Genomic DNA, 20,255 nt, shown 5'->3' on the forward strand with positions numbered 1-20,255 from the left:
TGTTCGGACCCGAGGACCTCGAACACGTCGCCCAGGAACTCAACGGAACTCAACGGCCGTCCACGCAAAACGCTCGACTGGGATACCCCAGCCGAGCGTCTGCGTGATCTACTTACCGCCTAAAACCAGGCAGTGTTGCGACGACCCCTTGAAACCGCCAAGCCATCGCTCGGGTACCGGGGGCCTTCCGTCATCGCACCGTCAGTGGCCCTCCACGACGGCGGCAGCACTTTCCGGTCCCTCTGGCGACGGCGCCTGCGTGCGGTGGCCCAGGTCGACGAGCACGACGCCGACGATGATCAGCGCGATCCCCGCGATTGCCGTGAGGGACAGCGATTCCCGGAACACGAGAACGCCGAGCAGGGCGACGACCGTCGTTCCGACGGCCGACCAGATCGCGTAGCCGACACCGACGTCCAGGCCGCGCTGGAGGGCGAACCCCAGGAGCGCGAACGCCATCGCATAGCCGATCACGACGATCACGGACGGTGCGAGCCGGCTGAAGCCGTCGGCGGCCTTGAGCGAGAGCGTCGCGACGACCTCGCATGCGATCGCGCCGGCGAGCAGTCCGTAAGCGCTCACGACTGCACCTGTTCGGGGACGGAACGCCGATCCTGCACGTTGCGTCGGTACAGCCACAGCGCGACCGCCACTGCCAGCACGCCGAACGCCACCGACAGCTCCTTGAAGCCGCCGTACCCCGTGACCTCGAATCCCGTGGCTCCTACGACGAGAATGACAGCAAGGAGTGCCGAGAGCACCAGCGACAGCGGAACGAAGACTGCTGGCAGGCGAATCGGACGGGTCAGGTCGGGGCGGTCCTTGCGCAGCAGGAAGAAACCCGACAGCGCGAAGATGTGAGTCAGGATGTAGCCCAGGTTGCCCGTGACGATGATCGCGAGCGGCGTCTTGAGCACGGTCAGGACCAGCACGTTGACCACCAGCGCCACGGTGAGCGCCCGGACGGGAACACCGCGCTTGTTCAGCACGCCGAGCTGCCGGAGGCTCGTTCCCTCCTTGCCCATGTTGTAGAGAACGCGCGAGCCGTCGGCGAGACCGGTCACCATGATCAGCAGCAGCGAGCAGATCAGGAACAGAACCATGATGTCAGCCGCGCCGCCGACCAGGTTCTGGAAGGCCTCGACGTAGAACGTGGTGGGCGCGTCCGCAATCGCGCCCTCGCCGACGTACCCGGTCAGGATAAGCGGCAGCAGCACGAAGACGCCGAGCGAGAACAGGACTCCCGCCTTGAGGGCCTTGGCCGTGTCGGAGACGGTGTTCCGGTACTCCGGCGCGAACGTCGCGCAGACCTCGACGCCGAACGACGTCCATGCCATGACGTAGAGCCAGACGAGAGCCGTGCGCAGGCCTTCGACGCCGTGCAGGTTCCAGGTCAGACCGGAGACGTCGAAGCCGTTGGCCAGCAGTGGTCCGACGATGAACACCGCGAGCGGGATGAGCAGGATGCCGCCCGTGATGTACACGAACGTCATGGTGATGCGAACGCCGACGACGTTGAGCAGGTAGAGGATTCCGATCACACTCAGGCCGACCACGATCGGGAAGTTCAGCTCGATCGGCCCCAGCTCCCACGACCAGTCCTGATCCGGGAACCACTGTGATTGGACGAGGGCGCCGATGATGCCGGCGTAGACGGATAACGATGTGGTCCACGGGAACCAGTACCCGATGGCGGCGAGCGGTCCGACGATCGGCGCACGCTTCTTCCACGCCTCGGCGGCGTACGCCGCGATACCTCCCGACGACTCCGGGAACATCGCGGCGAGTTCGGTGTAGATCCAGTTCGCCCCGGTTGCGAGGAGCATCGAGACGCTCCACAGGAGCACTGCACCCCATCCGCCGAGGCCGACGATCGAGGCGCCGAGCGAGGCGATCAACGCGGCAGGCATCGTCAGCGACATCGCGAAGCCGTCGTACCAGCGCATCGTCTTGTGCAGTTCGGTGGAGGTCTGTTCGGTGGACGTTGTTTCGGCCATGGCATTCCTAAGTCCCGTTGGGGGGCGCCACAGGGGCACCCGGATATGACGGTGACTCGGACGGAACAGTGCGGAATCGACCCCCGCGGCAAGGGGATCGAACCCATCGACCCGGAGACCCGGAACCCGACGACGTCGATGCGGCGGACGAAGTATGGATCACGCCGCGAGCGATGACAAGCCCCGACAGCCTCACTCACGCCCGTAGGCGTTGGACAGAACCGCCTCGCAATCCTTGCCGATGCCGGAAGAATTCCGACATCGAACTTGCTCAATTGACAGTACGAACCCGCTGCTTTTGCTCATCGAAGTGACAGGCGCCTCCCGAGTCGCTATCGTGACCGCACTCGACGGAACGAGTGACTCAGCACACATTCATGGCGTCGGCAGCGCCACATCACACAGCACGCCGTCACAGGAGAACCCAGGTGAAACCAGTCAACGGTCCAGATATCCAACTGACGCGACGCCGACTGCTCGGATACGGCGGCGCCGTAGGCCTCTCCGCGGTCCTGTTCGCCCGCACCCCGCAGGCCCGAGCGCAGACCGGATCGCTCGGATCGCTCGCCTCGAACGACGCGGACGTCATCGTGCTCGGCGCCGGCGTATCCGGTCTGGGCGCGGCGCGAACGGTCGTGGACGCGGGCAGATCGGCAATCGTCCTCGAGGCCCGCGACCGCATCGGCGGGCGCCTGTGGACGGATCGAACGACCATGGGCATCCCTGTGGAACGGGGCGCCGAGCTCATCCACGGCGCCGACGTCTCCACGTGGGACATCGTCGGACCGGCGAACATCTCGACACATCGCTGGGGAACCGAGATGTCCCGATTCGATCCGAGCTCGCCGTGGGTGGACCAGAACACGTGGGAGTTCTACAACTTCCCGCAGGGAAAGCCGGATCTGCCATCACCGCCTCCTGCCCCGAATCCCGGCGAGACCGCCGAGAAGTACCTCGCACGGCTGGGGATCACCCGGTCGAACTACCCGCTCGCCTTCCTGGTCATCGAGGTGGACAGCGAGCAGTTCGACAAGCTCCCCGCCAGATACGTCGTCGAGGACCTCGAGACCGCGCTCACGGCACCGGACGGCGGCGAGATTCCCAGTGACGGCTACGGGGATTTCCGAGTCGTCGGCGGCTACGACCAGATCGTCCGGATTCTCGCCGAGGGAATCGACGTACGAATGAATCACGAGGTCACCCGGGTGGCCTACACCTCCCACGGCGTGGAGGTGCTCGCCGGAGGCACCCGGTTCACCGCCCGCAAGCTCGTGATCGCGCTGCCCGCGGGCGTGCTGCAGCGAGAGGCGATCGCATTCGACCCACCGTTGCCGTCGACCCAGCGTTCGGGGATCTCCGAGGTGGTCTATCTGCCGGTCTACAAGGGCCTGCTGGAGTTCTCCGCACCGGTCCTGCCGGACGGCTGGGACCTCGCGGAGGACTACCTGGTGAACCCGCCGACCCTGTGGAACGGGTCCGCCGCGGCACCCGGCTACTCGGGACAGGTCGTCGTCGCCTGGGCTACCGGAGACGAGGCCCGGGAACTGCTCGCCCTGCCGGAAGCCGAGCGCCTGGCCCAGTCGGTGGACGCGGTCAGGTCGATGGCCGGTGATGCCGGTCTGCAGACCGTGGCCGCGTCGACCTACGACTGGTCGCTCGACGAATACGCCCGGGGCGCCTACCCGGGGCCCACCTCGCGCCGCGACGGGCTGTACGAACCGATCGACCGGACCGTGTTCTGGGCCGGCATGGTCACCAGCACCGTCAGCTCGTCCCTCGACTCGGGTCGCGCTGCGGGGACCGCGGCGCTGGGCGCCCTGTAACTCGGCTCGACCACCGACGCCCCTGGCACCCGAAAGGACTTCGCGCCATGAAGAATCAGCGCCATCCGCAGGCAGAACGCCGTGCCGGTCGGTCCGAGGGCGGCCTGTCCTCGAACGATCTCGCGCGTGTGATCGAGGCACTGACCGGCGAACGACTGTCCCCTGGCGCATCGGACAGCTCATTCGACAGCACCGCACATTGAGCTGAAGATCAGCTTCAAATTTGCTCTTTGAACAACTTTTAGACGCATTATTTGCCCATCGGGGGTGACATCGACCCCGATTGCAGTTATCGTGACCACACTCGCACGGAACGAGTGATCCCCAGCACAGACTCCGAGGGCATCGGCAGCCCTACCCCACACCAAGAGGGTTTCTCATGACGACATCCATCCCGACCGCCCCGCGCCAGCAGCTCTACGTGGACGGCGCGTACACCGACGGCAGCACCGGCGAGTCCGTCGAGGTGATCAGCCCGGTCACCGGCGGCCACATCGGAACCATCCCGGTCCCCTCCACCTCGGATCTCGACAAGGCCGTGGACGCCGCCCATCGCGCCCAGGCCGAGTGGCGGAAGGTGGGCGTCTGGCAGCGCGCCGAGATCTGCCACCGCATCGGCGACGAGCTCGAGAAGCGTATCGACGTCCTGGCACGCCTGCAGACCCTCGAGCAGGGCAAGCCGCTCGCCGAGTCCATCGCAGACGTGACCGAGGCGGCACAGCTGTTCCACCTGCACGCCGAGGACGCCGTCCGCCTGCACGGCGAGACACTGCCGTCGAACGATCCGCAGAAGCGGATGTGGACCTTCTACCGGCCGGTCGGCGTCTGGGGCATCATCACGCCCTGGAACTTCCCGCTGCTGATGCTCACCGAGTTCGTCGCACCGGGCCTGGCCACCGGCAACGCTCACGTAGTCAAGCCGCCGACCCACACCTCGCTGACCGTGTTGGCTGCGATGGAGGCGTTCGAGGCCGCCGGTCTGCCGGCCGGTCTCGTGAACGTCCTTCCCGGAGAAGGCGACTYCGGCTCCGCCCTCGTCTCGCATCCGGGCATCGACGCCATCGGCTTCATCGGTTCGTCGCAGACCGGCGCGAAGATCCAGGCGACCGCCGGCCTGAAGCGGTCCATCATGGAGTGCTCCGGCAACGGCCCCCTCATCGTGCTCGCCGACGCCAACGTCGAGGCTGCCGCCAAGGCCGCCGCCGACGCCGCGTACTACTGCGCGGGCCAGGTCTGCTGCGCCACCGAGCGTGCCCTCGTGCATGCCGACGTGCACGACGCATTCGTCGAGGCGCTCGTCGCCTACTCCGACACGGTCCGCCTCGGCGACCCGTTCGACTCCGCGGTCAACCTCGGCCCACTCAACAACGAGGGCGTCGCCGCGAAGATGGATCGCCACCTGGCCGACGCCCGCGAGCGCGGGTTCGACATCCTCGTCGGCGGCGGTCGACGCGAAGGTTTCCCGACCGACCTGTACTACGACTTCACCGTCGTAGACGGCGTCACGCCGGACGGCCTCCTCAGCAAGGAGGAGTCGTTCGGCCCGGTCGTGCCGGTCATCACCGGCCGCGACGACGACGAACTGCTCCGCCTGGCCAACAGCGACGCGCTCGGCCTCCAGGCAGCGGTGTTCACCGAAAGCCTTTCCAAGGCTTACCGATTCGTCGAGGAGGTCGAGACCGGACAGGTGATCGTCAACGACAGCACCGGATTCTGGGACATCAACATGCCGTTCGGCGGCGCCGGCGGCAAGGGCACCGGCTGGGGCCGAATCGGCGGCAAGCACACGCTGATCGACATGTCCGACCTGCGCACCGGTGTCATGCACCTGAACCGTTGATTCGCGACGAACACGCTCTCCAATGAAAGGTCTCCGTATGCCCACCACCAGCCCGTCGACGATCGACGGGGTGCGCCGCTCCCCGTACTGGTTCGACGTGACGCCCGCCCCGACGCCTCTCCCGGCGCTCGCGACGACGCTGTCCGCCGATCTGCTGGTGGTGGGCGGAGGCTATACCGGCCTGTGGACCGCACTCATGGCCAAGGAATCGGACCCCGACCAGCGCGTGGTACTCCTCGAGGGCCACACCGTCGGGCACGCCGCGAGCGGGCGCAACGGCGGCTTCTGCTCCCCCAGCATCACGCACGGCCTCATGAACGGCGTGAACCGCTGGCCGTCCGAGGCCGCGTCCATGCACCGGATGGGGCTCGACAACCTCGCGGGGATCGAGCAGACCCTCGAGCGCTACGGCATCGACGCCGACTACCGGCGGCCGGGCAAGGTCAGCTTCGCCCGCACCACTTGGGAACTCGAAGGTCTGCGCGCCTACTCCGAGATGAGCGGCGGCTACGGCGAGCCGTCGCAGTTCATCCCGCCGTCCGAGGTGGGCGACTGGACCGCGTCGCCCGCGTACGTCGGCGGCCTGTACCTGCCCGACTACTCGCTGGTCGATCCGTACAAGCTCGTGCTCGGGCTCCGGCGGGCATGCCTCGACCTCGGTGTCGAGATCCACGAGAACACACCCGTCACGTCGATCGACAAGACGCCCGACGGGCGCATCGCCGCGACCACGCGGGGAGGACGGGTCGAAGCCCAGCGAGTTGCGCTGGCCACCAACGTATTCAAGCCCCTTCTGCGCCGGCTCACGAACACGACCATCCCGGTCTACGACTACTCGCTCGTCACCGAACCGCTGAGCGACGCCGATTTCGAGTCGATCAAGTGGACCGGGGACCTCGGTCTCACCGACGCCTCCAACCAGTTCCACTACTACCGCAAGACAGCGGACAATCGGATCCTGTGGGGTGGCTACGACGCGATCTACCACTACGGCTCCCGTCGCGACGAGGATCTCCTCGACCGACCGGAGACGTATGCGCGGCTCGCAACGAACTTCGCCACGACGTATCCCCAACTGGCCCACGTGCAGTTCACCCACGCGTGGGGCGGCATCATCGACTCGTCGACACGGTTCTGCCTCACCGCCGGAACGGCGTACGGCGGACGGGTCGCCTACGCGACGGGCTTCACCGGCCTGGGCGTCACCGCGACCCGCTTCGGTGCGCAGGTGATGCTCGACCGTCTGGCCGGACGCAAGACGGAACGGACGGAACTGGCGATGATCCGGCGCCCCGCCGTTCCGTTTCCCCCGGAACCGGTGCGTTACTTTGGTGTCCAGGCGACCAGATGGTCGCTGGCCAGGGAGGACGACCACGGTCGCCGCAACCTGTGGTTGCGACTCCTCGACAGCATAGGACTGGGATTCGATTCCTAGTCGTACCGAACCGGTTCGGAGGTCATCTTGAACACACCGAGCATCGACACGATCGACGCAAAGATCATCGAGCTCCTGCAGAAGGACGGTCGCCTCCCGTACCGGCAGATCGCGGAGGCGCTCGACATCCCCGCCTCGTCGGCGCGATACCGCGTGCAGCGACTCGAGGAGGCCGGGATCCTGCAGATCGTCGGGATCGCCAACCCGATGCGAATCGGCTTCGACCGTATGGCGATGGTCGGCATCCACACCCGCGCCGGCACCGCACGCTCGGTGTGCCAGGCGGTGGCGGCACTGCCCCAGACGAGCTACGTGATCGTCACGTCGGGGCGGTACGACGTCATCGTCGAGGTGATCTGCAAGGACACCGAGGACTTCACCCGCCTGATGCACGACCAGTTGCACGCCATCGACGGGGTGCTCTCCACCGAGTCGTTCTTCGTGCTCGAGGTGGGCAAGCTGGCGTACGGCTGGGGAGTCGGCAACCCGCCGATGCTCCACGACGTCGTCTCGGCGGACACCGCACCGGTCGGGCTCGACGAGTGACCGCGGCATGGGCGCACCCGTTCGGGGGCGCCCGTGCCAGGCCTCGCTCGGGTCCGACCCTCACTACTCGAAACACGACTCGACAGGCCCACCAATGACTTCCACGCATCCACAGCCCGCCCCGCACCAGGACAGCGTCGTCGTTCCCGACGTCACTCTGGACCACAAGGCCCTCCCGGACGAACTCGTCGTCGACGGATCGCCGACCACCGCCCACCAGGCCCTGTCGTCGCTGTCGGGGTTGACGATCGGGGTATGGGAGCACACCCAGGGAACCTCGCGCGACGTGGAGGCGGACGAGGTGTTCTTCGTCGTCGACGGCCAGGGCACCCTCGAGTTCGAGGACGATTCTCCCGCAGTCGATCTCCGCCCCGGCACCCTCGTCCGCCTGCACGCCGGACAGCGCACCGTGTGGACCGTGCGCGAGACGCTCCGCAAGATCTACATCTCCTGACCACCCGGCTCTAAGACTCCGACGACGAAAGCATGGACACGATGCACCAGTACATCGACGGGATCCGGTGCGAAGGGGCCTCCGGTTGCACCCAGGACGTGATCGACCCCTCGACCGGCGAGACGATCGTCACCGTCACCCTCGCGAGCAGCGACGACGTCGACCGCGCGGTCGCAACCGCGCGCCGCGCCTTCGGATCGTGGTCGCGGACCACCCCGGCCGAACGCTCGGCGCTCCTGCTCCGCGTCGCCGACATCCTGCGCGGCCGCTCGGACGAACTCGCGGCGCTCGAGAGCCGGCAGTGCGGTAAGCCGATCCGGCTGGCACGGGAGTTCGACGTCCCCGGCTCGATCGACAACATCGAATTCTTCGCGGGCGCCGCGCGCATCCTCGAGGGAAAGGCGACGGGCGAGTACTCGCCGACGCACACCTCGAGCATCCGCCGCGAGCCGCTCGGCGTCGTGGGGGCGATCGCGCCGTGGAACTACCCGCTGCAGATGGCGGTGTGGAAGATCTTCCCCGCGATCGCCGCCGGGAACACCGTCGTCCTCAAGCCCGCCGAGATCACACCCCTGACCGCGCTGCTGCTGGCCGAGGCGATCACCGAGGCCGGCGTCCCCGACGGCGTCGTCAACATCGTCGTCGGCAGCGGCCAGGAGTCCGGCGCGGCGCTGGCACGCCACGTCGGCGTCGACATGATCTCGTTCACCGGATCGACCGCGGTGGGGCGCTCGATCCTCGAGGCCGCCGCCACCAATGCCAAGCGCGTCCACCTCGAATTGGGCGGCAAGGCACCGTTCGTCGTGTTCGACGACGCCGATCTGGAAGCCGCCGTCCACGGGGCCGTGGYCGCGAGCCTGATCAACGGCGGACAGGACTGCACGGCCGCAACCCGCGCGATCGTGCACGAGTCGGTGATCGACGCGTTCGTCGCGGGCGTGGCCGAGCTGTACGAGTCGGTCACGCTGGGTCCGACCGGCGACGAGGCGACGGACATGGGCCCCCTGAGCTCGTACGCACACCGCGACCGCGTCGCTGCAATGGTCTCGCGCGCACGCGATTACGCAACGATCGTCACCGGCGGCAGCGCCGGTGACGGACCCCTCGCCACGGGCGCGTACTACCGTCCGACGCTGATCACCGGAGCCTCGGTCGACAGCGAGATCTACCGCGACGAGGTGTTCGGCCCGGTGCTGACGGTGACACCGTTCCGCGACGACGACGAGGCCATCGCCCTCGCCAACGACACCCCGTACGGGCTCGCCGCATCGGCGTGGACCACCGACCTGCACCGCGCGCTGCGCGCAACGCGCGAGATCGTCGCCGGCTGCGTCTGGGTCAACGACCACATCCCGATCATCAGCGAGATGCCGCACGGCGGGGTCAAGCAGTCCGGATTCGGCAAGGACATGTCGACCTACTCGTTCGAGGAATACACCACCGTCAAGCACGTGATGTTCGACCTCTCGCGCGACGCCCGGAAGGCGTGGCACAGGACCGTCTTCCGCACGGACTGAGTGGCTCGTGGCGTTCGCACTCCTAGGCGCCCAGCGCGAACGCCACGAGGAACCCGAGTGCGGTGGAGATCCCCACCCACCAACCGCCCTCGCGGTAGGCCTCCGGCATCAACGAATCCGCAAGCACCGCAATGGTTGCCCCGCCGGCGAAGGCCTGGATGACGGCAATTCGGCTGTCCGGGATGGTGTCGGAGACGGCGTTGGCCGCGACGACGACCAGCACCAGGACCGCGGCGGTGGCGGCCCACACCCCGAACGCCCGCCGCGAGTTGAAGCCGGGCTGCTCGCGCATCGACGCGGCGCCGGCGACGGCCTCGGGCACGTTGCCGACCGCGACCGCGACCAACAGCACCACTCCCCCGCCCTCCATGAGCGAGACGCCCAGGGCGGTGTTCTCGGGGATGCCGTCGAGCAGGGCCCCGAGCATCAGCGCCCACCCCAGCGCCGCGGGACCGAGCTTGTTCTCGATGAGGTGATCGGCCACCACGTACACGACGGCGCCGGCCAGCAGCGCCGTCCCGGCGACCCACACGCCCTCGATCGCGAACGCCGGCGCGAAGAGCTCGGACGACACCGCCGCCACCATCGTGCCGGCGCCGAAGGCCATGAGCGCGGCCAGCAGTGGCCGCGGCAGGCTGTAGCGCAGGCCCACCCACGCACCGAAGAGCAACGGTAGAGCCGTCCCGAGACCGTACAGCGCAGCTGTCAGCATCGATCGATCGTAGTAAGCACTGCGACCTCCTGCCGGGATCGAGGACAATCGACCCATGGCATGGCTCGAAGTCCTGCGCGCCGGCGCACGCACCACCGTCCAGGATCGGGGACGGCCCGGGTATGCGCGTCTCGGCGTCGGCGTCTCGGGGGCCGCCGACATCGTCGCGCACGACTGCGCGAACCGCCTCGTCGGCAACGATCCCCGCGCCGCGACGCTCGAGGTGACCCTCGGTGGTCTGCGGGTGCGGGCGGTCGGGCCGGCCACCCTCGCCGTCACCGGCGCGCGGGCACCGCTCACGGTGAACGGGGAACCCCGCCCGCACTACTCCACCCTGCACGTGCGCGACGGCGACGAGGTGGTGCTGGGGCTGGCCACGGCGGGACTACGCACCTACCTTGCGGTGCGCGGCGGCATCGACGTCACGCCGATCCTGGGCAGCCGCGCCACCGACACCCTCTCCGGCATCGGCCCCGAACCGATCCGGGACGGCGACCGCCTGCCGGTGGGAAGCCTCCACGGCGAGCTGCCGATCGAGGAACTGATCCCGCCACCCGCGCCGCCCGGAGATCCCGTCGAACTACGCGTTCGCACCGGTCCGCGCGACGACTGGTTCACCCCTGCCTCCCTGGCCGCCCTGGTGCACCGGACGTGGACGGTCAGCACCGACACCGACCGCGTGGGCGCACGCCTCGACGGGCCGGGACCGCTGCACCGCTCCCGTCACGGCGAACTGCCGAGCGAGGGCATGGTGACCGGCGCGCTACAGGTGCCGCCGAACGGCATGCCGGTGCTGTTCCTCGCCGACCATCCGGTCACGGGGGGCTATCCCGTGATCGCCGTGGTCGTGGAAGACGACATCCCGGCCGCAGCTCAGCTGCGACCGGGATGTCGGATCAAGTTCCGTCAGCTACGACGCTGACGCGCGATCTCGGACAGCACGACGCCCGCGGCGACGGACGCGTTGAGCGACTCCACCGGTCCGGCCATCGGGATGCTCAGGACGGCGTCGCACGTCTCGCGCACGAGCCGCGACAGTCCCTTGCCCTCCGAACCGACCACGATGACGACCGGGCCGGTGCCCTCGTAGGTGTCGAGGGTGGTGTCGCCGCCGGCGTCCAGGCCGACGACCTGGACACCCTTGGACTGCCAATCCTTCAGTGTGCGAGTGAGATTCGTGGCCCGCGCGACGGGGAGACGGGCCGCGGCACCGGCGCTGGTGCGCCAGGCGACAGCGGAGACGCTGGCGCTGCGACGCTGCGGGATCACCACACCGTGACCGCCGAACGCGGCAACCGAACGCACGACAGCGCCGAGGTTGCGCGGGTCGGTGATGTTGTCCAGGGCCACCAGCAGCGCGGGCTCCTGGTTGGTGCGGGCCGACGCCAGCAGATCGTCCGGGTGCGCGTACTTGTACGGCGGCACCTGCAGGCCGATGCCCTGGTGCAGTCCGTTGGCACTCATACGGTCCAGGTCGGTGCGCGGCACCTCGAGGATCGAGATCCCCATGTCGGCCGCACGCTGCACGGATTCCTTGAGGCGATCGTCACTCTCGGCGCCCACCGCGACGTACAGCGCCGTCGCGGGGACACCCGCGCGCAGGCACTCGACGACCGGGTTGCGGCCCAGCACCATCTCCGGACCGTCCTCGGCCTTGCGGCCGGCCGGCAGACGACCCGCGCCGGGGCGGCCACCGCCGGTGGGACGCTGCTGCGCCGCCTTCGCCGCGGCCCGGGCCCGCTTCGCGGCGGGATGCTTGGTGCGGGCCTCCGCCGGAGGCGTCGCGCCGCGGCCCTCGAGACCCCGGCGATGCTTGCCGCCGGACCCGCTGACCTGCCCCTTCTTGGTGCCGTCCTTGCGGATCGCGCCGCGCCTGCTCGAATTTCCAGCCATCACTGTCCCGATTCGTTAGAAGCTTGCTTGAGGGACCATTCGGCCCCGTTCGCGGTGTCCGTGACCTCGATACCGGCCTCGGCCAGCCGGTCCCGGACCTCGTCGGCCACTGCCCAGTTCTTGTCGGCCCGGGCCTGCTGACGCCGGTCGAGCTCGGCCCGAACCAGGACGTCGAGGGCATCGAGCGCCGTCGAGTTGTCCGTCGCGGACGCCCACTGCGGATCCAGCGGATCGACACCGAGGATGCCGAGCATCGCCCGCACCTGCGACGCCAGCGCGCGAGCACCGTCGAGATCACCGGACTCGAGCGCGATGTTGCCTTCGCGGACCCGGCCGTGGATCTCGGCCAGCGCCGACGGCACACCCAGGTCGTCGTCGAGTGCGGCGGCGAACTCCGCCGTCCACTTGCCCACCGGGACCTCACCGGCCCGCTCTACGACGCGCGTCACGAACGACTCGCAGCGACGGTAGGCGGCCGCACCCTCGTGCAGCGCGGTCTCGGAGTACTCGAGCATCGACCGGTAGTGGGCGCTGCCGAGGTAGTACCGCAGTTCCTGCGGGCGAACCTGCTTGAGCACGTTCGGCACCGACAGCACGTTCCCTAGCGACTTCGACATCTTCTCGCCACCCATGGTGACCCAGCCGTTGTGCAACCAGTACTGGGCGAAGTCGTCGCCCGCGCACTTCGCCTGCGCGATCTCGTTCTCGTGGTGCGGGAACACCAGATCCATTCCACCGCAATGGATGTCGAACGCCTTACCGAGGTAGAACTCGGCCATCGCCGAGCACTCGAGGTGCCAGCCCGGTCGTCCCGGGCCCCACGGCGTCGGCCACGACGGCTCGCCCGGCTTCGCGGCCTTCCACAGCGTGAAGTCCCGCGGATCGCGCTTGCCCTCGGCCACGCTCTCGCCCTGGTGGACGTCGTCGAGCTTGTGACCGGACAGCTTGCCGTAGTCGGGGTAGCTGACCACGTCGAAGTAGACGTCGCCGGCGGACGCGTACGCGTGGCCGTTGTCGATGAGGCGCTGCATCATCTCGACCATCTGCGTCATGTGCCCGGTCGCCCGCGGCTCCACAGACGGCGGCAGCACACCGAGCTGCTGGTACGCCCAGTCGAACGACCGCTCGTACGTCGCGGCCCACTCCCACCAGGGGCGGCCCGCCTCGGCGGCCTTGTTCAGGATCTTGTCGTCGATGTCAGTGACATTCCGCACGAACGCGACGTCGTAGTCGTGCGCGAGCAGCCAGCGGCGCAGCACGTCGAATGCGACGCCACTGCGAACGTGCCCGATGTGGGGGTCGCCCTGAACGGTGGCGCCACACAGGTACACCGAGGCATGTCCGGGGGTCAGCGGAACGAAGTCACGCGGAGCCCGTGTCACGGTGTCGTATAGGCGCAAGGTCACGACGTGCGATTCTACCGGTCGCGATCAGCGGGGATGATCAGCGCGGTCGCGACGGCAGCGATGCCCTCTCCGCGACCCGTGAGACCCAGTCCGTCGGTCGTCGTCGCCGACACCGACACCGGTGCGCCGAGCACGTCCCCGAGGACGCGCTGCGCCTCCTCCCGACGCGGACCGATCTTGGGCCGGTTGCCGATGACCTGCACCGACGCATTTCCGACGACGTATCCGGCGTCGGACAGCAGGCTCCGGACCTCGGTGAGCATCCGCACACCGCTCACGCCGTCCCACTCCGGACGACCGGTGCCGAACACCGAACCGAGATCGCCCAGGCCCGCGGCCGACAACAACGCGTCACACAGCGCGTGCGACGCGACGTCGCCGTCGGAATGCCCGGAGCATCCGTCGGCGTCCTCGAACAGCAACCCTGCCATCCAGCACGGACGGCCGGGCTCGATCGGATGGACGTCGGTGCCGATTCCGACTCGCAYGCGTAGGGCTCCCTGTGCTCGAAAAAGAAACTCAGACTTACTCAGACTTACTCGGACTCCGCCGGTCCCGCCTGCCCCAGCAGAATCCGGGCCAGAGCGAGATCCCACGGTGTGGTGATCTTGAATGCTTCGGGCTCACCGACGATGGTGCGCACCCGCTCGCCAAGTCGCTCGACGAGGCCGGCGTCATCCGTCGCGTCGCCGTCGACGTCCAGGTAGGCGCGGCGCAGTAGCGACGCCTCGAAGCCCTGCGGCGTCTGGACGGCGCGCAACTCCGAGCGTGGTGGTGTTCCGGTGACGGCACCGAGCACGTCGACCGTCTTGATGGTGTCGCTGACGGGCAGCACCGGAATGACCGCTTTGCGTCCCGCCTGAAGTTCCGCGACCACTCGAGCGATCAGCGACGGCGGCGTCAGAGCGCGCGCCGCGTCGTGCACCAGCACCAATTCGGCGCCCGTGGCTGCCGCGAGTCCGGCGCGGACCGAGTCGGTCCGCTCCTCGCCCCCGACAACCACGACGACGCCGCCAGGCAGATCCGCCCGCGCCTCGTCCACGAGCGCCTCGGGCACGATCACGACGACCATGTCCACGACGCCCGACTCGAGGAGTCCGTCGACGGCTCGGCGCAGCATGCTGCGCCCGCCCAACTCGACGAACGCCTTCGGGACGGACTCGCCCAGCCGGACTCCACGTCCGGCTGCAGGGACCAGCGCTACGACCGGTCCTCGGTTCTCACCCACTGTCAGGACGCGGCGGCGAGGACCTCGTCGAGAATGATCTCGGCCTTGGCGTCGTCGGTGCCTTCCGCCAGAGCGAGCTCACCCACGAGGATCTGCCGCGCCTTGGCCAGCATCCGCTTCTCACCCGCGGACAGGCCGCGGTCCTGCTCACGCCGCCACAAGTCACGAACGACCTCTGCGACCTTGTTCACATCACCCGAGGCCAGCTTCTCGAGGTTCGCCTTGTACCGGCGAGACCAGTTCGTCGGCTCCTCGGTGTGCGGCGCACGAAGCACCTGGAACACCTTGTCGAGACCCTCCTGGCCGACCACGTCACGCACGCCGACGTACTCGGCGTTCTCCGCGGGAACGCGGACGGTGAGATCGCCCTGCGCGACCTTCAGAACGAGGTATTCCTTCTGTTCACCCTTGATGGTGCGGGTTTCGATTGCCTCGATCAGCGCCGCTCCGTGATGGGGGTATACGACGGTGTCTCCGACCTTAAAAATCATCTGTCCCGTGCCCCTTTCGATCTTTCGAGTTTAACACGTGACCAATCGATCGTCCCATCAACGGCGCAGGTCAGGGGCGTCCTTACCTGATCTTAGGGCTTGACAGGCCGCACCAACCGTGCATTTCGGGCCGCGCGAACCGCCTGCGGAGCGACCCGTGGGGCGCCACCGAACCTGCACGCGGACAACCGTTGTGCGCCCGACACGACCTCGTAACGAGTACCCAGCGCACAGCCGCTCCGAGCCGACTACTACTCTGCCTAGTGGATTGTGAACCTGACCCATGGAGGACAACCCGTGACTGCTCTCAATGCGTCGCCGACTCGCCGAGTCATGGCCGCTGTCGCTCTCGCTGCCGGCGCGACGCTCGTGCTGTCCGCGTGCGGCGCAGGTCAGGTCTCGCAGACCGCCACCCAGGTTGCTGCGGTGAACGGCAACAAGGCGACCAGCGGCGACATCGCACTGCGCAACGTGCACGTCGTGTACCCGAACTCCGAGGAGTTCAGCATCGAACCGGGCGGCAACGCGCAGCTCGCGTTCACCGCGATCAACCTCAGCGAGCACGAGTCCGACCGCCTGAAGGGCATCAAGACCGACTTCGCCGGCGCCGTCACCATCGACGACAAGGAGGGCGGCCGCGACATCAAGCCGCAGGCCGCTCTCGGTGCGGGCAACCCCGACGTCTCGGTGCCCGAGCAGGCCCCCGAGCACGTCAGCCTGATCGACGTCACGCTCGAGGACATCCGCGAGGGCGTCCGGCCCGGCCTGACGTTCCCGGTCACCTTCTCCTTCGAGAACGCCGGCGACGTCGTCGTGCAGGTGCCGGTCGACGCCGGCCCGAAGACCGAGCGCCACGAGTCGGAGAAGTCCCCCGACGTGGCCGAGGGTCATCACTGATCCGTCGGATCGGACGTACTTCCGGAGGAGCCCGGGCGACACCGTCGCCCGGGCTCCTCTGTCGGTCGGGACCACTAGGCTGCGCGCGTGGCAAAAGCTAAATCGAGCTTCCGGTGTTCGTCGTGTCAGCACACTGTGGCCAAGTGGGTCGGCCGCTGCCCGGAGTGCGGCACGTGGGGCTCGATGGACGAGGCTCCGGTCCTCGCTGCGGTCGCGTCCCGCCCGGGCGCGTCACTGGCACGCGCCGGTGCCGCCGCGCTGCTGCCGACCACGCCGGCGTCCCCCATCACCCAGATCGACGGCACCGCCACTCGCGCCAAGCCGACGGGCGTCGACGAACTCGATCGGGTCCTCGGCGGTGGCGTCGTTCCCGGCTCGGTGGTGCTGCTGGCCGGCGAGCCCGGCGTCGGCAAGTCGACGCTGCTGCTCGAGGTCGTGCACCGGTGGGCGTGCCGCGGACCCGACGACCGCGCGCTGTACGTCACAGGCGAGGAATCCGCGGGTCAGGTCCGGCTGCGCGCAGATCGCACCGGGTCGGTGCACGAACGGGTGTATCTGGCCGCCGAGTCGGATCTCGCGACGGTACTGGGACACGTCGAGCAGGTCCGCCCGACGCTGCTGATCGTCGACTCCGTGCAGACGATGCTCGCCGCCGACGTCGACGGCGTCGTCGGCGGCGTCACGCAGGTGCGGGCCATCACCAGTGCGCTCACGTCGCTCGCGAAGGCCAGCGGGGTTCCGGTGCTGCTGATCGGCCACGTCACCAAGGACGGCGCGGTGGCCGGTCCCCGATCGCTCGAACACCTGGTGGACGTGGTCCTGCACTTCGAGGGCGACAAGCACTCGACGCTGCGGATGATCCGCGGCATCAAGAACCGGTTCGGCGCGGCCGACGAGGTGGGCTGCTTCGAACTGCGCGAGGACGGCATCGTCGGGGTGAGCGACCCGTCCGGGCTGTTCCTGCACCACCGGGCCGAGGAGGTGCCGGGCACCGCCGTCACGGTCACGATGGACGGCAAGCGTCCCCTGCTCGGCGAGGTCCAGGCACTGGTCGCGCCCACCAACAACCCGTCGCCGCGTCGCGCCGTGAGCGGACTCGACTCGGCGCGGGTGTCGATGGTGCTGGCCGTCCTGGAACGCCGCCACGGCATCAAACTGTCCGACCGCGAGGTCTACGCCGCGACGGTCGGCGGCATGCGGATGACCGACCCGTCGTGCGATCTGGCGCTCGCGGTCGCGGTCGCATCGGCCGGCAAGGACCGGTCGATCCCCGCCGGCACCGTGGTGCTCGGCGAGGTCGGCCTGGCTGGTGAGGTCCGACGCGTGGCGGGTGTGGGCCGCCGCGTCGCGGAAGCCGCCCGGCTGGGATTCACCCGCGCCGTCGTTCCGCTCGCCTCCGGCGAACTCCCGAAGGGCATCCGTCCCGTCGAAGTGGGAAACGTCGGAGATGCCCTGCGGGCCTTGAATCTTCGGTGAGGGTCAGACCGCCGACGTGCCGAACGGCGACATCGGTTCGCCGTCGACGAAGGCCGCCGTCGGAGCGAAGTGCTCGGGGTTGACGGTCAGGAACAGGCCGCGCGAGGTCGCGACGGGCGTCTCCGGGTCGACGCCGGGCCCCTCCACGATGAACGCCTCCGAGGTCGTGTACGCCTTGCGGCGGACCGTGCCCTCGATGCGGGCACGGAACTCGAGCACCGAACCCAGCGGGATCGGACGCGCGAAGTCGATCTCGAGGTGCGCAGTGACGACGGGGCCGCCGAGAACCATGCACGCCATGCCCTGCACCTCGTCGAACGCGGTGGAGAGGATGCCGCCGTGGATCACGCCGGGGCCACCCTGGTAACGCTTGGCAACCTCGAGGCGCCCGGTGACGGACAGGTTCTCTCCCGCGAGAAAGGTCATCGCCATACCGGCGGGCTGGTCGTCACCGCAGCCGAAGCACTTGGACCAGTGCTGGGGAAGCGGCTCTCCCGGCGCCGGGAAGAAATCCGGCAGCTCGGGAAGGACAAGGTCATCGGGCAAGGTCCAAGTACTGCTCACAACTAGGTAATGTAGAGGCGGCCCGACCGCGGCCGGAATGCGGCTCGGCCAGATGTGACGTCTAACGCACTCGGGATTCCGTCCGATCGGACCCGAGGCGCCGACCGGAAAGCGCCGACCGCACGAGGGGGGATTTCGCGATGAACGATGCCACGCCGTCCGCGGTGCTCCGCGAAACGATCGCGCGCCTGGCCCCCGGAACCGCGCTGCGCGACGGACTCGAGCGCATCCTGCGCGGGCGCACCGGCGCCCTGATCGTGCTCGGCTACGACGACCAGGTCGAGGAGCTGTGCGACGGCGGATTCGAGCTCGACGTCGAGTTCGCGCCCACCCGCCTGCGCGAGCTGTCGAAGATGGACGGTGCCGTCGTCCTCTCCACCGACGGCACCCGCATCGTCCGCGCCAACGTACAACTGGTGCCGAACCACAAGATCCCCACCGTGGAGTCCGGAACGCGCCACCGCGCGGCCGAGCGCACCGCGATCGAGACCGGCTACCCCGTCGTGTCGGTGAGCCAGTCGATGAGCATCGTGAGCGTGTACGTCGGCGGAATCCGACACGTCATCAACGGGTCGGCGACCATCCTGTCCCGCGCGAACCAGGCCGTCGCGACCCTCGAGCGGTACAAGGCCCGGCTCGACGGGGTCACCCGTCAGCTGTCGGTCGTCGAGATCGAGGACTTCGTCACGCTGCGCGACGCGCTGACCGTGGTGCAGCGCCTCGAGATGGTGCGCCGGGTGTCCGTCGAGATCGAACAGGACGTGCTCGAGCTGGGCACCGACGGCCGGCAGCTCGCGCTGCAGCTCGAGGAACTGGTCGGCGACAACGACACGGTCCGCCAGCTCATGGTGCGCGATTACCTGGCCGGATCCGAGCCCGCCTCGACGACGGCGGTGGAGAGCACGCTGTCCGCGCTCGACAAGCTCACCGACGTGGATCTGCTCGACCTCACCACCCTGGCCCGCGCCTTCGGTTACCCGGGCACCATCGAGGCGCTCGACGCACCGATGAGCCCGCGCGGTTACCGGGTGCTCACCCGGGTGCCCCGGCTGCAGTTCCTGCAGATCCACCGGCTGGTGAGCTCGTTCGGGACCCTGCAGGGGCTGCTCGCGGCCACGGCCGCGGACCTGCAGTCCGTCGACGGCATCGGTGGCCTGTGGGCCCGGCACATCCGCGAGGGCCTCTCACGGCTCGCGGAGGCCTCGATCAGCGGACCGTACGACTAGTTCGCCGCGTCAGGAGAAATTGAACGGCTCCGGGGAGCTACGCAGCTCGCCGAGTTGCGCGACCACCGTGTAGGCGCCCGGCGCGACCTGAACGCGCGGGGCCTTGCATCCCGGCTCCGAGGTGGTGCCCGACCACTTGACGGTGAATCGTGCCTGCCCACCCGGCTCGAGGACCTGCATCGCCGGATCCGCATCGGGGTAGCAGTCGACGTTGGACCACAGCCGGTTGCTGCCGTTCAGCGAGTACACGAGCGCCTGCTGCAGTCCCGAGCCCAGGTCCCGCTCGCACTTGCTGGTGCCGATGTTCGTGATCGCGATCGAGAAGCTCGGCTCGTCACCCGCTTTGTACTGGGGACGGTCGGGCGACACCTTCAACGCCAACGACTGGTCGGCACACGGGGCCACCTCGGGGCCGGCACTCGTGGAGGCCGCAGTCGTTCCGGACACGCTGGTGCCCGAGGCGTCGGCCGTCGAGGACCCCGACCCGTCCGAGGGCCCGGCCCCAGCGGTGGTACTCGGCTCGGTGAGCTCGGAGGTGGCCGCCGCGGCCGCCGACTCCGGGTCGTCTCCGCCACCACGGACCGACGCGATGATCCACACCAGCAGCGCGACGACCACGACGACACCACCGATGGCGAGCGCCCGTCGACGCCAGTAGATCTCAGGGGGCAACGGTCCGTTCGGTTCAAGCACGACTCAACCGTAATTCCATACGACCTGCCCTCGCTTCTTCGGTCCCGGCGTGTCGCG

20 protein-coding genes are annotated in these 20,255 nt (G+C 68.6%); 10 read left to right on the forward strand and 10 right to left on the reverse strand.

The features are described from left to right. Positions 1-201: 201 nt before the first annotated feature. A complete protein-coding gene (locus AB4Z09_RS11255; RefSeq protein ID WP_174908012.1) occupies positions 202-582 on the reverse strand; it encodes a DMT family transporter in 381 nt (126 codons plus the stop codon). Continuing rightward, complete coding sequence (locus AB4Z09_RS11260) at positions 579-1,997, reverse strand: APC family permease (RefSeq protein WP_174908009.1); 1,419 nt, start codon at positions 1,995-1,997, stop codon at positions 579-581. Before AB4Z09_RS11260 ends, AB4Z09_RS11255 begins: the two co-directional genes overlap by 4 nt. Positions 1,998-2,425: 428 nt before the next feature. On the opposite strand from AB4Z09_RS11260, the gene AB4Z09_RS11265 reads away from it, so the two are divergent. From AB4Z09_RS11265 to AB4Z09_RS11290, 6 genes are all read left to right on the forward strand, one after another. After that, on the forward strand, positions 2,426-3,820 hold the full coding sequence (locus tag AB4Z09_RS11265; RefSeq protein WP_174908007.1) for a flavin monoamine oxidase family protein: 1,395 nt from the start codon (positions 2,426-2,428) through the stop codon (positions 3,818-3,820). A gap of 379 nt (positions 3,821-4,199) precedes the next feature. Continuing rightward, positions 4,200-5,660, forward strand: coding sequence for an aldehyde dehydrogenase family protein (locus tag AB4Z09_RS11270; protein ID WP_442239741.1), 1,461 nt, complete (start codon positions 4,200-4,202; stop codon positions 5,658-5,660). A 37-nt stretch (positions 5,661-5,697) separates the two neighbouring features. Continuing rightward, positions 5,698-7,095 carry an NAD(P)/FAD-dependent oxidoreductase gene (locus tag AB4Z09_RS11275; RefSeq protein ID WP_114723394.1) on the forward strand — a complete coding sequence of 466 codons (1,398 nt, stop codon included), beginning with the start codon at positions 5,698-5,700 and terminating at the stop codon, positions 7,093-7,095. Positions 7,096-7,122: 27 nt separating this feature from the next. Continuing rightward, positions 7,123-7,641 carry an Lrp/AsnC family transcriptional regulator gene (locus AB4Z09_RS11280; protein ID WP_217487182.1) on the forward strand — a complete coding sequence of 173 codons (519 nt, stop codon included), beginning with the start codon at positions 7,123-7,125 and terminating at the stop codon, positions 7,639-7,641. Positions 7,642-7,735: 94 nt separating this feature from the next. Beyond that, positions 7,736-8,095: a cupin domain-containing protein gene (locus AB4Z09_RS11285; protein ID WP_114723396.1), complete on the forward strand. Its 360-nt coding sequence runs from the start codon at positions 7,736-7,738 to the stop codon at positions 8,093-8,095. 41 nt (positions 8,096-8,136) lie between these two features. Next, positions 8,137-9,612, forward strand: a complete 1,476-nt coding sequence (locus AB4Z09_RS11290; RefSeq protein WP_442239772.1) for a gamma-aminobutyraldehyde dehydrogenase — start codon at positions 8,137-8,139, stop codon at positions 9,610-9,612. A 22-nt stretch (positions 9,613-9,634) separates the two neighbouring features. Here AB4Z09_RS11290 and AB4Z09_RS11295 read toward each other — a convergent pair whose 3' ends face one another. Further along, positions 9,635-10,324 carry a ZIP family metal transporter gene (locus AB4Z09_RS11295; RefSeq protein WP_174908001.1) on the reverse strand — a complete coding sequence of 230 codons (690 nt, stop codon included), beginning with the start codon at positions 10,322-10,324 and terminating at the stop codon, positions 9,635-9,637. Between the two features lie 55 nt (positions 10,325-10,379). On the opposite strand from AB4Z09_RS11295, the gene AB4Z09_RS11300 reads away from it, so the two are divergent. Next, entirely contained in the window at positions 10,380-11,246 is an 867-nt protein-coding gene (locus tag AB4Z09_RS11300; RefSeq protein WP_442239742.1) for a biotin-dependent carboxyltransferase family protein, read from the forward strand. Here AB4Z09_RS11300 and rlmB read toward each other — a convergent pair. Genes rlmB through carD form a run of 5 tightly spaced genes read right to left on the reverse strand, consistent with a single transcriptional unit; the run spans position 11,231 to position 15,342 of the window. Continuing rightward, positions 11,231-12,217, reverse strand: a complete 987-nt coding sequence (gene rlmB / locus AB4Z09_RS11305; protein ID WP_174907997.1) for a 23S rRNA (guanosine(2251)-2'-O)-methyltransferase RlmB — start codon at positions 12,215-12,217, stop codon at positions 11,231-11,233. The genes AB4Z09_RS11300 and rlmB overlap by 16 nt on opposite strands. Further along, positions 12,217-13,623: a cysteine--tRNA ligase gene (cysS, locus tag AB4Z09_RS11310; RefSeq protein WP_114723400.1), complete on the reverse strand. Its 1,407-nt coding sequence runs from the start codon at positions 13,621-13,623 to the stop codon at positions 12,217-12,219. Before cysS ends, rlmB begins: the two co-directional genes overlap by 1 nt. 11 nt (positions 13,624-13,634) lie before the next feature. Beyond that, positions 13,635-14,111, reverse strand: a complete 477-nt coding sequence (ispF, locus tag AB4Z09_RS11315) for a 2-C-methyl-D-erythritol 2,4-cyclodiphosphate synthase (protein WP_114723401.1) — start codon at positions 14,109-14,111, stop codon at positions 13,635-13,637. 47 nt (positions 14,112-14,158) lie between these two features. Next, entirely contained in the window at positions 14,159-14,851 is a 693-nt protein-coding gene (ispD, locus tag AB4Z09_RS11320) for a 2-C-methyl-D-erythritol 4-phosphate cytidylyltransferase (protein WP_442239743.1), read from the reverse strand. Between the two features lie 2 nt (positions 14,852-14,853). Next, positions 14,854-15,342 (reverse strand): RNA polymerase-binding transcription factor CarD, encoded by a 489-nt coding sequence (gene carD / locus AB4Z09_RS11325; protein WP_005515676.1) that lies wholly within the window; start codon positions 15,340-15,342, stop codon positions 14,854-14,856. A gap of 297 nt (positions 15,343-15,639) precedes the next feature. On the opposite strand from carD, the gene AB4Z09_RS11330 reads away from it, so the two are divergent. Further along, complete coding sequence (locus AB4Z09_RS11330; RefSeq protein ID WP_429518324.1) at positions 15,640-16,239, forward strand: hypothetical protein; 600 nt, start codon at positions 15,640-15,642, stop codon at positions 16,237-16,239. An 87-nt stretch (positions 16,240-16,326) separates the two neighbouring features. Then, positions 16,327-17,715 carry a DNA repair protein RadA gene (gene radA, locus AB4Z09_RS11335; RefSeq protein ID WP_442239744.1) on the forward strand — a complete coding sequence of 463 codons (1,389 nt, stop codon included), beginning with the start codon at positions 16,327-16,329 and terminating at the stop codon, positions 17,713-17,715. A 3-nt stretch (positions 17,716-17,718) separates the two neighbouring features. On the opposite strand, the gene AB4Z09_RS11340 is transcribed toward radA, so the two are convergent. After that, complete coding sequence (locus AB4Z09_RS11340; RefSeq protein ID WP_114723405.1) at positions 17,719-18,279, reverse strand: PaaI family thioesterase; 561 nt, start codon at positions 18,277-18,279, stop codon at positions 17,719-17,721. Positions 18,280-18,419: 140 nt separating this feature from the next. Between AB4Z09_RS11340 and disA the strand changes: the two genes are divergently transcribed. Then, the gene (disA, locus tag AB4Z09_RS11345) at positions 18,420-19,505 is read left to right on the forward strand and encodes a DNA integrity scanning diadenylate cyclase DisA (protein ID WP_114723406.1); all 1,086 of its coding nucleotides are present in this window, start codon (positions 18,420-18,422) and stop codon (positions 19,503-19,505) included. Between the two features lie 9 nt (positions 19,506-19,514). Here disA and AB4Z09_RS11350 read toward each other — a convergent pair whose 3' ends face one another. Then, entirely contained in the window at positions 19,515-20,198 is a 684-nt protein-coding gene (locus AB4Z09_RS11350; protein WP_174907987.1) for a hypothetical protein, read from the reverse strand. Positions 20,199-20,255 lie beyond the last annotated feature (57 nt).

Source organism: Rhodococcus sp. TAF43, assembly GCF_052113525.1.
GTDB lineage: Bacteria > Actinomycetota > Actinomycetes > Mycobacteriales > Mycobacteriaceae > Prescottella.